Origin of the sequence: Liquorilactobacillus ghanensis DSM 18630 (assembly GCF_001435235.1) — a bacterium.
Lineage (GTDB): Bacteria > Bacillota > Bacilli > Lactobacillales > Lactobacillaceae > Liquorilactobacillus > Liquorilactobacillus ghanensis.
The window spans coordinates 67,780-81,855 of the sequence record NZ_AZGB01000018.1; the positions used below are offsets into that span (position 1 = coordinate 67,780).

The following is a 14,076-nucleotide window of genomic DNA, read 5'->3' on the forward strand; positions in this document are numbered from 1 at the left end:
TCTAAATACCAATTGGGGGATAACATTTTTCAGTTAATCCCCCAATCAGTAACTCATTTAAGATTTATTAAATTTATTTTGAAATATAAGCATTCTTAAAGTTGTAGTTTACACCAGCTGAGTTGTAAATTACACCCTTAACTTTTGGTTTAACCAAAGTTGCCAATGATTGTTGGTAAATTGGAGCAATTCCTTGATCTTTCATTAAAATCTTTTCAGCTTGAACCATGTCATTCCAACGTTTCGTTGTGTTGCTGGCATCAGTTGTCTTTGAAGCTTCGATCAATTTATCATATTGAGTATTCTTCCACTTACCGTTATTCTCAGGATTACTTGAAGTAAAGAGGTCTAAGAAGCTGATTGGATCAGCGAAGTCAGCTCCCCAGCCAGTTACAACTACATCAAAGTTCCCATTAGTTGAACGAGATAAGCGCGTCTTGAATGGTACGTTTTCAACAGAAACTTTAGCACCCTTCAGATTTTCTTCGATCTGACTCTGTAAGAATTGAGTTGTGTTATTACCAGCATCAGTATCATCACTTAAAATGGTAAAGCTTAGATCCTTAACACCTAATTCTTTCAAACCTTCTGCCCAAAGTTTCTTAGCTTCTGAAGCATTATAGGTTACTGCTGACTTAACATAGGCTGAATCTGTGAAATCTTTGCCGTTATGCTTTGCTAAGCCATCTGAAACATAACCCTTAGCTGCTGTTGAACCATTACCTAAGACTTTATTAACAAACTGTTTCCGGTTAATAACCATGGAGAGTGCCTGACGAATTTTCTTGTTTTGGAATTCTTTTTTCGTCTGATTGTATTGCAGATAGAAAGTCGAAGCATTCTTTCTAACTACATAATCTTTAGAGTTAGATAACTGTTTAGCTTGTTCAGCTCCCAAGTTAGTTTCATCAAGCTTGCCAGACTGGTATAAGTTGTAAGCTGTGGTGTTACTCTTATTAACCTTGTAGTTAATAGCTGATAACTTAACATCTTTCTTATCCCAGTAGTTGTTGTTTTTCTTCAACGTCCAGCTCAAATTGGAACCAGTCCATTTAGTCAAAGTAAACGGTCCGTTATAAACCATATATTTGGAAGCTGTCCCATATTTGCTGCCGTATTTTTCAACCGCACTCTGATTTTGTGGGAAGAATACCGGGAAGCCCATCAATAACTTAAAGTATGGGATCTTTTTCTCCAAGGTAACGGTCAATTTATAATTGCCATCAGCTTTGATTCCCAAAGTTGAAACACCTTTTTTGCCATTCATAATTGCATCAGCATTTTTAATTCCACTGAACAAATATGCATACTGCGAAGCTGTTTTTGGATCAACTGTGCGCCGCCAAGAATAAACAAAATCTTTTGCAGTTACTTTATCACCGTTGCTCCATTTGTCATTTTTCCGCAAAGTGAAGACGTACTTTTCACCATTATTGGAAACCTGAGTCTTAGTAGCCAAGCCGGGTTCGATCTTGCTGTCCTTGCCTAAACGATAAATACCTTCCATCGAGTTGTTCAGCATATCAAAACTAACGGTATCGGTTGCTGTTGAAAGGTCCATTGTCGGCAACTCAGCAGTTTCGTTCCAATTAAGAACTTGCTTAGAAGCCATGCTGCTATTTGTACTCTTAGAGCCACAAGCTGCTAAGGCAATTGCTGAGAAAGCCGCAACCAGCCCCAGTTTAGCTAATCTATTAAATTTCATGCTTTGGTTCTCCCCTTTTGCTTCGTTTTAGAAACATTAAATGTAATGTCTAGATTCTATATGAAAATCAGATTAAATACAAGTATAAAACTTTAAATGCTCTTGCAAAACGATTTATTTTTAATGAAAATAACCAAAATTCTGATTAAATTTAAGTTAAAGCTAACTTTTTGCACGGTTTAATTAAGATTACAAAGTAATAATATGCAAATAGTTTATAATTAATAAAATTTCGTTCGACTGCTTCATCCGCAAATACCCAACTTCTTTATTTGGCAATGTAAGCATGCTTAAAATTGAAAGCAATCCCCGCCGTATTATAAACAACGCCTTTAACATCGCTTCGTAACAATTGAGCTTGTGACAATTGATACAATGGTGCCACTCCCTGCTCTTGGCTTAATAATTTTGAAGCAGCTACTAGATCCTGCCAACGCTTATTTTGATTATTAACATCGGTCGTTTTTGACACATTGATTAATCGATCATAAGTCGGATTATCCCATTTCCCATCATTATATGCATTGTTCTTGGTAAAGAGGTCTAAAAAACTAATTGGATCAGAAAAATCAGCCGCCCAACCAGCTAAGACAACATCAAATTGACCGGCTGCCGCTCGCGTAATCCGGGTTTTCTTGGGCAAATTTTCAACTGCAACTTTGGCACCGGGCAGATTAGTTTCAAATTGGCTTTGTAAGTAATCAGTTACTGCTTTGCTCATGTCATCATCATCACCCATTAATGTAAAGCTTAACTTTTTAACACCTAATTCCCGCAAACCCTCACGCCATAATTTTTGTGCCTGTGACTTATTATAAGTTACCCCAGTTGTAGTTGCAGCAGCAGTTGCAAAATCTTTTCCCTGATAACTGGCTAAATCTTGAGAAACAATTCCCTTAGCAGGCAGTGAACCGTTCCCTAAGACCTTCTTAACCAATTGCTGCCGATCAACCGCATAGGACAGTGCCTGCCGAATTTTTTTATTTTGAAATTCCTTGTTTGTTTGATTAAATTCCAAATAATTGGTCCGTGATTGCTTCAAAGAAACATAGTCTTTATTGTTGGATAACTGCTTGGCCTGCTCAGCATCCAAATAAGTTTCATCAAGCTTCTTATTTTGATAAAGATTATACGAAGTTGTGGTGCTTTTAGCTACTTGAAAAGTAATTTTTTGCAATTTTACCGCTTTTTGATCCCAATAATCTTTATTCTTTACTAAATGCCAATTCAAATTTGAACCATTCCAGCCGGCAACCTTATAAGGTCCGTTATAGACCATATATTTAGCTGCTGTGCCATACTTGGAACCGTACTGTTCAACTGCTTTTTGATCTTGCGGGAAAAACACCGTAAAGCCCATTAATAATTTAAAATATGGAATATTTTTATCCAGCGTAACTACTAACTTATATTTGTTAGCCGCTTTAACACCTAATGTCGTCACTGGTTTTTTACCGTTAGCAACTGCGTCAGCATTCTTAATCCCGCTAAATAAATACGCATACTGTGACGCTGTTTTCGGATTGACTGTTCGTCGCCAAGAATAAACAAAATTTTGGGCTGTCACTGGATCCCCATTTGACCACTTACTATTTTTTCGTAAAGTAAAAGTATACTTTAGCCCATGATTGCTGACTTGAGTTTTAGTTGCCAATCCCGGTTCGATTTTGCTGTCTTTTCCTAAACGATAAAGGCCCTCAGTACTATTGCTGATAGTATCTGAACTAACCGTGTCAACTACTTTTGATAAATCCAATGTCTGCAACTCAGTCGGTTCCGACCAGTGCAGCACTTGTGATGAATCCTGCTGACTACCCTTAGAACCACACGCAGCCAGTGCAACTGTGCTGACAGCAATGACTGCTGCCAACATCCCTTTTTTTAAACCCATCTAAAACTCCCCCTTGAAATGAAATAAATTTACGCTTTTTTCAGACAAATAAAAAGCCCATCAACTGAATGTTAGTTGATGGGGTTAATAATCATTTTATTTGATCCCCATCACTATTTACTCAGCGTGATGGGTTCGCTTGCTGTCTGTCAAAAGCCTAGACATCAGCTAACACATCACGCGTGCTAATAATGACTAGGAAAATAATTCGTTGCTTTGTATTATTAAATAATTGCCATTCATTTGCCTGCATCATGGTTATCTGACCTCCTGTTAAAAAATAATTATAAACGTTTATAAAAAAAATGCAAGCTTAAATTCAGCTGCTATTGAAATAGTAAATAGTAGCTAGTTTTCTTTAAATGACTGAAAAATGCTACAATTAAATTATTAATACCAAAGGAGATCTAAAATGACAGAAATCATTATTGCTGGATTAAATCTGCACACAGCCGATTTTGACTACTCAATGGCTGAATTTGCCAACTTGGCCCAAGCAGCAGAAATGCACGTTTTGGCACAATTGACACAAGCAGCTGACCATCCGATCAGTGGAACTTATTTCGGTCGAGGAAAAGCGGATGAGTTTGCAGCAGCAGTGGCCGCCAATCAAGCAGACGCTTTATTGGTTAACGACCAGTTGTCTCCAACTCAATTACGAAACTTGGAAGAAATTGTCAAAGTACCGGTTATCGACCGCACTGAGTTGATTCTAGAAATTTTTTCACGCCGTGCCCGTACAAAAAGAGCCAAACTCCAAGTTGAGATTGCCCGGTTGAAGTATCAATTGCCACGGCTGCGAATTTCCGGTTTCAATAAGCTGGATCAGCAAAGCAGTGGTAGTCAAAGTGCCAATCGTGGTGCTGGTGAAACACAGCACGAACTAACTAAAAGAACCTTACAACAACGGATCAACCAATTACAGCATCAATTACAAGAAATTGCTAAGGAGAACCTGACTCAAAGCCGAGCACGTCAACGATCCGGTTTGCCGCTTGTTGCTTTTGTCGGCTATACTAATGCGGGAAAGTCAACTACCTTTAATGGCCTGCTGAATTTATTCGGAGAAAAAACTGCCAACCGCAACTTAGTTAAAGACCAATTGTTTGCCACCTTGGATACCTCGATCCGCCGGTTAAACTTTAAAGACAACAAATCTTTTTTAATCAGTGATACTGTTGGTTTCATTAATGATTTGCCAGCTGATCTACTTGAGGCCTTTAAAACGACTTTAGAAACCGTCAACGAGGCCGATCTGCTGATTCAAGTAATTGATATTAGTCAGCCTGAATACAAAAAAATGATGGCAGCCACTGAGAAAACTTTAAAGCAAATCGGAGCTGGCAGTATTCCAATGCTTTATGCCTACAATAAAGCGGATAAGTTGCATTTAACTTATCCGCTCAGTGAAGGTGGTCAACTGACCTACAGTGCTGTTGACCAAACTTCATTAATTAAATTAACTGCCTTGATTAAACAACAACTGTTTGGCAATTATCAACAGTTTGAATATTTGATTCCTTTTCAAGCCAGTCGCTTTCTGGAAGAATTCAACCAGCAAGCTAATATTTTAGAAACGCATTATACGGCTGAAGGAACTTTATTAAAAGCTGAGGTATCACCGCAAATGGCACAAAAGTTCACTCGTTTCCAACAATAAATTAATGCTTATTTTGCCTGCTTTGCTTAATTTCCTTGTTTTCGTTTTTAGGACGATATGCCAGTTGCAATTTAACAGTATAAGGACGTTGTTCAACCATTACACTGGAACGCCCAGCAAATTTGACGGGGCCCCCCTGAACTGTTACCGTTGCTGCATACAATTGATATCGCTGACTTGCTGCTGCTACTGGCATCAAGCCAACGGTTTTTATTTGCCCTAAAACTTTCTTTTCCATCTGATTAATTCCACCAGCTAGAAGCAATTGTTCACCTTGATGCTGCAATTCGTAATACGGCAACGCGACTGGCTGATTTAAAGCTGCCACTGTTTGCCCATTTCGCAAAATCTGATCATCACTCATCCCAGCATAATCCAACTTAAGATAATTTTGTGCGACCAGCTGTTCAACAATTTGTTGAAGTGTTTGCTGTTGCTGCAATGAACTGCTAATTTCTGCGGGTAAAACTTTTTCATTAGTAAACAAACCATTCGTTTGAACAAATCCCGGTTGCGGCCGGCGTGATCCTTCAGTTGGGACTGGTCGGGGTTTCAAATGCAACGTTTTTTCAAGCCAAGGAGTGAAATCTAATTTTGAATTCTTTTTAGTGAAGTAATAAATCAGGTTCAAATAGGCTAAATAGCCTAAACCAAGAAAGGCCAATACAAATAATAAACCTCGCAGCCAAAAGCCATTTGCAAAGAAGCGGTAAGCTACATACAGCAAGTAACAATCACCAACTGAACCCAGCACCGTATAGACTTGATTTTTCAGCCGAACATTCATATTAATATAGCCTAAATAACCGTTAATCATCCCAATAATGCTGAACATCTTGATTCCTCCTACTGATTATTCGTATTCGTGTTATTAGCGCTTGAGGATGACTGAGCAGGTTTGACCCCATTTTGATTCTGCTGCTGACTTTGCGATTGATTTTGCTGATCAGCCGATGAAGTTGCCGAACTGGAACTAGACGATTCAGCCCGATCTTCAGTCGAAGTTGAAGCAGATGTAGCAGAAGAAGATTCATCCTGATTTTCCTGAGTTGAACTACTTGATTCATCCGCACTTGTTGTTGCAGAATCATCGGTTGATTCAGCCGAACTACTTTCACTTTTTTCAGAAAAAGATGTTTCGCTATTTTTATCCTTATCTTTGTCTTTATCAGCTGAACTACTGCTTTTTTGCGGTTGACTGCTGCTTGAATAGCTACTTGACGAAGAAACTTTTGTTACTGGTTGCCCTTCAGAAGTGTGGGTTGCAGTATTAACAGCTACATTAGTTGCCCCCAATGCCAAGACAATTGACATGATTGCAAAGGGGGTTATAAATGGTGGCGTTTGAGATGCCATCTTGATCGCTCCATTTCTTAAAAATTTACTATAAAACTAATTTAAACCTATTTATTAATAAAACAAGTCTATTTATTTGAAGATTTTGCTAAATTTGCACATTCAGCACATAAACCGTACAGTTCAAAATGATGATCTTGCACCTCGCAGCCTGGTAATTGATCCTGAAAATAATCTAACGGGCACATTTTAAGTTCTTGAACCTTACCGCAATTACGACAAATAAAATGATGGTGATGCTGATGCAAAAAATCACACTGAAATTTGACAACTGCATTGCCATCACGAACTTGCTGTTCTACAATCCCCATTTCTTCAAACTCTTTAATATTACGATAAATCGTATTATGACTCATCCCCGGATACTGTTGATGCATATAATGATCGACTGTTGTAATATTCACATACTGCGTCTGAAAATGACTAAGGTATTGCAGCAGACTTAATCGCTGTTTAGTAATACGATAACGGTTTTTTTGTAATATTTTAACAGCAACATCAATCATGCTGAACAGCTCCTTAATTAATTTAATTTTAATGATAATAATTACTATCTATCAGTATACCATAAACCCGCTTAATCGTCAGAAAATAACTTATTTGCCCGCAGTAGTTGTTCTAACTCTTGCTGTGTTTGCTGCCAATTATCATTAACTAAGACTTGACACTTATTTTGCAGAGCTGGCGGCACTTGCAAGTCTCGTTGACCTTCTCGACTTTGTAAATGTTTTTTCCCGTTCTCAGTAAACGATCGCTGCTCCACACGTTTTAATAACGTTTGCGGAGAGCTGACTGCCAGATAAACACAAACTGTTTGTTGCGGTAGTTGCTGACAATAAGTCAATGCCCCTTGCGTATCTAATACGATTACTGCTCGCGGGCTTTTCTGCCATGCACGTTTTAATCCTTCACGTGAAGAACCATAATAATGTCGATCATAGACAACTTTTTCAAAATAGTGCTGTTTAGCAAAGGAAGCTGTCGTTTCAAAATAATAATCCTGTCCAGTTACCTCACCTGTTCGCGGTGGACGAGTAGTGTGGGTAATAACTCGGCTAAAACCGTAATGTTGCTGTAAATAATTACTGACTCGTGTTTTCCCGGAACCAGGTGCTCCACAAAGAACTAAAAGTCGTTTCATTTTAACTTCCTCCAAAACCGAAGAATTATAACTTAATTTTACTATAGTTAACAGTTTATCGGAACCATTTACCAAGTTTATCGTTTCAACATCATCAAGTTCTAATCAAACAGTTCAGATTGAAAATTCAAAAAACATTAGTGCTCTGGAATGAAATATTAAATATTTTCAAAATCAGTGATCATGTCAGCCAGATAATAAAAGCTAAGTTTATCAGCTCTTTAAATTTGCTTTTAAAAATTTGTTTCCCTATTTATTAGCTTTTGCAAAGCTATTTGACATTTTATTCTAATCTTGTATACTTACCTCGTTATCTATTTCTAACCTACTTTATTAATTGGGGGAATTTTACTTGAGTTTGAAAGACCGAATCTTCAAAAAGGAAAGTTTGGCACGTTATTTGGACAAGGACGGCCGTTTAGTTAAATCAATGGGTGCTGGTGATCTAATTGCTTTAGGAATCGGCGCCGTAATTGGAACGGGGATCTTTATCCTACCAGGGACTGTCGCAGCCTTACATAGCGGCCCAGCCATTATCCTTTCATTTATCGTAGCAGCAATTGTTTGTTCGACTTCAGCCATGTGCTATGCTGAATTTTCTTCAGCATTGCCGATTGCCGGCAGCGCCTATTCATTTGGTAATGTCATTTTTGGCGAAGTAGTCGGCTGGTTTTTAGGTTGGGCTTTAATTTTAGAGTACATGCTCGCTGTAGCGGCTGTTTCGACTGGTTGGGCTGCTTATTTTAGTTCTTTTTTAGGCGGCTTTGGAATTCATCTTCCTCATGCAATCAGTGGTTACTTTGATCCAGCACACGGAACCTATATCAACTTGGTAGCTATTTTAATCGTCTTATTGATTTCTTTCATCCTATCTCTGGGAGTTAAGACATCCGTTCGTTTTAATAATATAATCGTTATTTTAAAAATTGCTATTATTATCATCTTTTTGCTTGTTGGTATGTTTTATATTAAACCGGCTAATTGGCATCCGTTCTTTCCATTTGGCGTTGGCGGTGTTTTTAAGGGAGCTAGTCTGGTTTTCTTTGCTTACTTGGGGTTTGATGCGGTTTCCGCTTCAGCCGCAGAAGTTAAGAATCCGAAAAGAAATATGCCGGTCGGTATCTTAGGGACCTTGATTATTTGTACGATCCTTTATATCTTAGTTTCAGTCGTTTTGACAGGGATGGTTTCTTACACTAAGTTAAATGTTGCCAACCCGGTTTCCTTTGCTTTGCAGCTGGTTAATCAAAATTGGGTTGCCGGTATTATTTCTTTAGGAGCCTTAGCTGGGATGTTTACGATGATGGTTACAATGATTTTCAGCAGCTCACGGCTAATTTATTCAATCGGTCGTGATGGATTATTACCAAAATTCTTAGGTGAAATCAGTCCGAAACACCATATTCCGGCAAAAGCTATGACGGTTGTAACTTTGATCATTTGCTTGATGGGCGGTTTTGTTTCTTTAGATCAATTGACCAATCTGGTTAACATCGGAACATTGATTGCCTTTACTTTTGTTTCGCTTGGAATTATTCCCTTAAGAAAACGAAAAGATATTCCCAATGATGGGTTTAAAGTGCCATTTTACCCTGTTCTGCCAATTGTTTCAGTTATTTTGTGCATTTTAATGATGACTCAGTTGTCAGCAGAAACTTGGATTGCTTCGATCATCTGGTTTATTATTGGAATGATCATCTACTTTGCCTATGGAATCAAACATAGTCAAATAGCTAAATAATATTAACAATTACAAAATATTAATTATTTATTTTGGATAGCCTGTCAAGGCTATTTTTTTTGCTTAGATTAACAAACCGCTCTATTCTGGTTTTATCAATTTTATTAATTGAATCTATAAATCACTTATCTCAAACAACCTTAAAGAGCTATCAGCAACACCGCTAGTCACAGCTTTTATTTACTTTACAAATTTGTTATACTTTTCAGCGGTACCCTGCGTGCCGGGTGGTTCGTAAACATCCCACCGTAATAAAAAACTAGGAGGAAATTAAAAATGCAAGCAACACATCAACACTTAGTTGGTCTAATTAAGGCTAGCTTGATTGCGGCACTCTATGTTGTTTTAACTTTAGCCTTAGTTCCGTTCAGCTATGGACCAATTCAATTTCGTTTATCGGAAACATTAAATAATCTGGCGGTTTTTAATAAACGCTATATTTGGGGATTGACCCTTGGCTGTGTGATTGCCAATCTTTGGTCCAGTCTGGGCCCGCTAGATGTAATTTTTGGTTCTTTGGGAACTTTAATGATGACCGTAATCAGTCATTATTTGAGCCGCTTAGTCCAAAAGAAATGGCAAAAATTGACAATTGCTGTAATAGTCTGCACCCTTTCTGCTTGTAGTGTGGCGTTAGAACTTTATCTAATCAGTCATGTACCTTTTTGGGCTACTTACCTGAGTGTTGCAATCGGTGAGTTTGGTTCAATGGTTTTGGGTGCAGTTGTAATTGGAATTATTAGTTTGAAAATTGATCTAACAAAGTAGGTGGAATTATGAAATTTGAACAAGCATTACCATTATTACGTCAAGGGAAAAAAGTTGTCCGCCAAACATGGCAGGGTGGAGAAGAATATATTTTTTTAGTCACCAAGCCCGTATTTGCCTCTCAACCAGTTAACCCGTATTTTTTAATTAAAACTAACGAAACACCAGCTTTGTCAATGTTTCAACCAACAAGCTGCGATTTGTTAGCTGATGATTGGATCGAAGTTGAAGACAAATGATCGCATATCCTGAGTTCAAACAACAGACGATTGTAATTACTGGAGCTGCTTCTGGAATCGGTGCGGCACAAACTGCTGCTTTTTTGCAGCAAGGTGCCAAAGTGTGGGCACTTGATGTAAAAAACAATTCAACAATCCAGCAGTTCCAACAGCAATTTAGGCAAACATTTAATTTTTGGCAAGTTGATGTTAGTCAAAGCCGTGATTTAAAACAGGCAATTCAAAAAATCTCGGCAATCGCTAATGTTAATATTCTTTTGAATACAGCAGGGATTTTAGATGCTTATCAACCCACGCTGGCAACAAGTGAGCAATTATGGGATCAAATCATGAATACAAATTTGAAAAGCATGTTTCTGCTGACTAATGGCTTTTTGCCCAAAATGCTGCAGCAAAAACATGGCGTAATTATTAACATGGCTTCAATTGCCGGTTTAGTAGCTGGTGGCGGTGGTGCAGCTTATACTGCGGCTAAACATGGAATTATCGGATATACCAAACAATTAGATTATGACTATGCCCCACAAGGAATTCGAGCCAATTGTTTGGCACCGGGAGCTATCAAAACACCAATGAATCAAGCCGACTTTGCCGGCAAGGGCGAAATGGCACAGCAAGTAGCCGCGCAAACACCGGCCCGCCGCTGGGCTCAACCCGCTGAAGTAGCAGCAGCAACTTTGTTTATCGCTAGTCAACAAGCCGATTTTATTCACGGTGCTGTAATACCGATCGATGGCGGTTGGATCGAAAAATAACCCCCAATTATAATTAACAGCTGTCAGAAGATAATTTTTAATCAAAGAAGCCGACTGTATCACTGTTTTCAGTGCTGCAATCGGCTTTTTTCTATTTATTTTGATAACTGGAAATTTCAATTAGATTTTGATCACAATCGTGAATATAAATCGACATCATCGGACCTTCAGAACCAATTTGCTTAAGTGGGCCAGCTACAATTGGCACATAGTAACTTTCCAAATGGTTACAGACATCACTTAATTTATCACCAGTAATAATACAAAATGCCGCACTGTTAACAGTCGGATTAGCAGCTGCCGGCTGTTGCGGTTGTTTAACCGTCTGAAATTCCAGTAACTGGTGACCACAGCGAACACAATGTGGTTCACGTTCATCTTTAAAGTTAATAATCGGCATATCAAAAACTTCGTGATAAAAACGAATAGCTCGTGCAATATCGGTTACTGTCAAAATCAAATGGTCAACACGTTTGATCTTCAAAACAAAACTTCCTTTCATACATTAATTCAACAATGGATTTTTAAGAAAACGTTGTGCAAAAAAGCTTCCCAGCAATAAAACTACACCTTCACTCACAACAACGCTGAGCCATACCCCGTTCAACCCGTACCACATTCCTAATAAATAGATTGCCGGTAACAAAATAATATAACCGCGATTGAGAGATAAAAACAGAGCGTAACGCGGTTGATTAATCGCAACCAGCCACATCATCAAACATAGATTGCTGCCAGAAAAAAAGATACTGATAAAGTAGAGCGGGATGCCAGCAGCAGCGTAATTAGTTAGATCCCGTTGGTGCTCAATATTAAAAATTTCAATAATTGGATATTTAAATAAAACCAGGCAAAGATAACTGATAATTGCCAATACTATGCAAACTACAATCCCAGTTTGCAGTATAATTTTAATGTTTTTCCAAGCCCGATTACCAAACTCACGTGCCATTAGCGGCTGAATTCCCAATGCTACCCCATTAAAAAGCGCTAAAACTACCAAGGCAATATTGGCGATAACTCCATAGGCAGCAATGGCATAAGTCCCAGCAATTTTTTCAAGTACCAAGTTAAAGACCAAAATTCCAACACCGGTACTCATTTCCGTTAAAAATGAAGCAAATCCAAGTTGAACAGCCTGCCAAACTAAGTGCCATTGCGGCCAAGTAAAATGAAGCTGCAACTGGCGTAATGGAAATTTTCGATGGCGTGTTAGAATCATTAAGCTTACCAGCGGCGAAAATAAAGTAGCCCAAGCAGCACCATTCATCCCCCAATTAAAAACAAAAATAAATAGGTAATCTAAACAAATAACCGTCGTAGTTTCCGCTAAAGTAGCAACCATGGTCAAATGGGGATTTCCATCATTACGTACAAAATTGACAGTAATATAATTTGCGATAAAAAGACTGGCACCTAAAGAAACAATTCTCAAATAACTACTAGCTAAACCCAATGTCTGCTGGTCAACACCCAATAACTGCAACAAAGGACGTGTTGCCAAATTGCCAAGCAAACTAAAAATAATTCCGACAAAAATGCCAAAAAGCAATAGCTGACCATAAAGAGTAGCAACTTTAGTACCGGCATGAACTTTATTGATTGAAAAAATAGTTGATCCACCAATTCCCAACAGCAAACCAACTGAACTGATAAAATTAAACACCGGCAAAACAATATTCAAAGCTGCTAAGCCGTCAGCTCCAGCAGCTGTTGCAATAAATAAGGTATCAATAATCACATATAGTGAGATCCCCAGTGATGCAGCAATATTGCGCGCAATATAGCCACCGCTTTCGCGCAATAAAATTTTAGTTTGCAAAAAGCTGCCCCCCTTACCAGACTTTTCTCCATGCTAAAAGCGGCGAGCTAAATGACGCCCACCGCTTAAAGACAACCAAATTACTTTTAATTAATCATTAAAAGTATTATTTTCAACATCACTTAAGAATCGCTTCAAATGTGCAAAGTAAACGGGAGCATTATCAATCATATGATGATGACCACCGTTAGGCGTTGTCTCCAAACGTGCATGCGGAATCGTTGCAGCCATTCGTTTAGCGGTTGGAATCGGCATAGTTTCATGTTCACCGAAAGTAATTAAAGTTGGTACTGAGATATTGTGAATATCATTACGTCGATCCCAGCCCTTTAATTTGCCAGTAACCACAAATTCATTATCTCCTTGGAAATAATTGTATACCGGTGTCGCCATCGTTTCAGTTAAATGCGAGATTGCCGGTGGTTGTTTGCGATCAACATAGCCGCGGTTTAAAATGTCAATTAAATTTTGATAGCGCTCATTATCATATTCATTAGTCGCTTCGCATTTTTTCATAAATGCCAAATCTTCAGCAGAAAATTCTTTTTCGCGAATTGCATTAATGTTGGTCACATATTCTTCGATGTTATCCGTCATACTGGAAATAATAATTCCCTTGAGATGTGCTGGATATTTCAAAGCATATTCTTGAGTTAAAGCACCACCCCATGATTGACCTAACAGATAAAATTGATCCAAGCCCAACTTTTGGCGAACTTCTTCAACTTCGTCAACAAAATATTCTAGGTTTAAAAACTTATCAATGTTTTCCTGCTTGGAAAAATCAGGTTGATCAGAATACCACGAACCTAATTGGTCATACATCGATACCTGCACACCTAAATCAGCCAATTTTTCAGCAAAATTTTCATAATATTCATGATTGCCACCAGGTCCACCATGTAAACAAAGTAATTTAATGGCACCTTGACCGCTGGTATGTGTCCACAGATGATAGCCATTATCCAGTGTAATAATTGTTGTTCCTTGTTTCATTT

The 14,076-nt window shown here is 38.2% G+C and carries 14 protein-coding genes and 1 riboswitch; of the genes, 5 read left to right on the forward strand and 9 right to left on the reverse strand.

Annotation, left to right across the window (positions count from 1 at the left end; genetic code table 11):
- Positions 1–73: 73 nt before the first annotated feature.
- The gene (locus FC89_RS07805; protein WP_057871998.1) at positions 74–1,705 is read right to left on the reverse strand and encodes a peptide ABC transporter substrate-binding protein; all 1,632 of its coding nucleotides are present in this window, start codon (positions 1,703–1,705) and stop codon (positions 74–76) included.
- 268 nt (positions 1,706–1,973) lie between these two features.
- Positions 1,974–3,596, reverse strand: coding sequence for a peptide ABC transporter substrate-binding protein (locus tag FC89_RS07810; RefSeq protein WP_057871999.1), 1,623 nt, complete (start codon positions 3,594–3,596; stop codon positions 1,974–1,976).
- 412 nt (positions 3,597–4,008) lie between these two features.
- Here FC89_RS07810 and hflX point away from each other — a divergent pair, with 412 nt between their 5' ends.
- On the forward strand, positions 4,009–5,256 hold the full coding sequence (gene hflX / locus FC89_RS07815) for a GTPase HflX (RefSeq protein WP_057872000.1): 1,248 nt from the start codon (positions 4,009–4,011) through the stop codon (positions 5,254–5,256).
- Between the two features lies 1 nt (position 5,257).
- On the opposite strand, the gene FC89_RS07820 is transcribed toward hflX, so the two are convergent.
- From FC89_RS07820 to FC89_RS07835, 4 genes are all read right to left on the reverse strand, one after another.
- Positions 5,258–6,091, reverse strand: coding sequence for a DUF6681 family protein (locus FC89_RS07820; RefSeq protein WP_057872001.1), 834 nt, complete (start codon positions 6,089–6,091; stop codon positions 5,258–5,260).
- Between the two features lie 11 nt (positions 6,092–6,102).
- Positions 6,103–6,612 carry a hypothetical protein gene (locus tag FC89_RS07825; protein ID WP_083485447.1) on the reverse strand — a complete coding sequence of 170 codons (510 nt, stop codon included), beginning with the start codon at positions 6,610–6,612 and terminating at the stop codon, positions 6,103–6,105.
- A gap of 68 nt (positions 6,613–6,680) precedes the next feature.
- On the reverse strand, positions 6,681–7,118 hold the full coding sequence (locus tag FC89_RS07830; RefSeq protein ID WP_057872002.1) for a Fur family transcriptional regulator: 438 nt from the start codon (positions 7,116–7,118) through the stop codon (positions 6,681–6,683).
- A 71-nt stretch (positions 7,119–7,189) separates the two neighbouring features.
- Positions 7,190–7,753, reverse strand: a complete 564-nt coding sequence (locus FC89_RS07835; protein WP_057872003.1) for an AAA family ATPase — start codon at positions 7,751–7,753, stop codon at positions 7,190–7,192.
- A gap of 352 nt (positions 7,754–8,105) precedes the next feature.
- Between FC89_RS07835 and FC89_RS07840 the strand changes: the two genes are divergently transcribed.
- The 4 genes from FC89_RS07840 (at position 8,106) to FC89_RS07855 (ending at position 11,256) form a co-directional block, all read left to right on the forward strand.
- A complete protein-coding gene (locus tag FC89_RS07840) occupies positions 8,106–9,494 on the forward strand; it encodes an APC family permease (RefSeq protein ID WP_057872004.1) in 1,389 nt (462 codons plus the stop codon).
- 221 nt (positions 9,495–9,715) lie between these two features.
- A riboswitch (PreQ1 riboswitch) is annotated at positions 9,716–9,763 on the forward strand.
- Positions 9,764–9,770: 7 nt separating this feature from the next.
- Positions 9,771–10,262 (forward strand): QueT transporter family protein, encoded by a 492-nt coding sequence (locus FC89_RS07845; protein WP_057872005.1) that lies wholly within the window; start codon positions 9,771–9,773, stop codon positions 10,260–10,262.
- A gap of 8 nt (positions 10,263–10,270) precedes the next feature.
- On the forward strand, positions 10,271–10,501 hold the full coding sequence (locus FC89_RS07850) for a DUF2829 domain-containing protein (RefSeq protein WP_057872006.1): 231 nt from the start codon (positions 10,271–10,273) through the stop codon (positions 10,499–10,501).
- A complete protein-coding gene (locus FC89_RS07855) occupies positions 10,498–11,256 on the forward strand; it encodes a 3-oxoacyl-ACP reductase (protein WP_057872007.1) in 759 nt (252 codons plus the stop codon). The genes FC89_RS07850 and FC89_RS07855 overlap by 4 nt, the downstream gene beginning before the upstream one ends.
- Positions 11,257–11,347: 91 nt before the next feature.
- Here FC89_RS07855 and FC89_RS07860 read toward each other — a convergent pair whose 3' ends face one another.
- The 3 genes from FC89_RS07860 to FC89_RS07870 form a co-directional block, all read right to left on the reverse strand.
- Positions 11,348–11,740, reverse strand: coding sequence for a VOC family protein (locus FC89_RS07860; protein WP_057872008.1), 393 nt, complete (start codon positions 11,738–11,740; stop codon positions 11,348–11,350).
- 21 nt (positions 11,741–11,761) lie between these two features.
- Positions 11,762–13,078, reverse strand: coding sequence for an MATE family efflux transporter (locus FC89_RS07865; protein WP_057872009.1), 1,317 nt, complete (start codon positions 13,076–13,078; stop codon positions 11,762–11,764).
- 90 nt (positions 13,079–13,168) lie between these two features.
- On the reverse strand, positions 13,169–14,074 hold the full coding sequence (locus FC89_RS07870; protein WP_057872010.1) for a proline-specific peptidase family protein: 906 nt from the start codon (positions 14,072–14,074) through the stop codon (positions 13,169–13,171).
- Positions 14,075–14,076 lie beyond the last annotated feature (2 nt).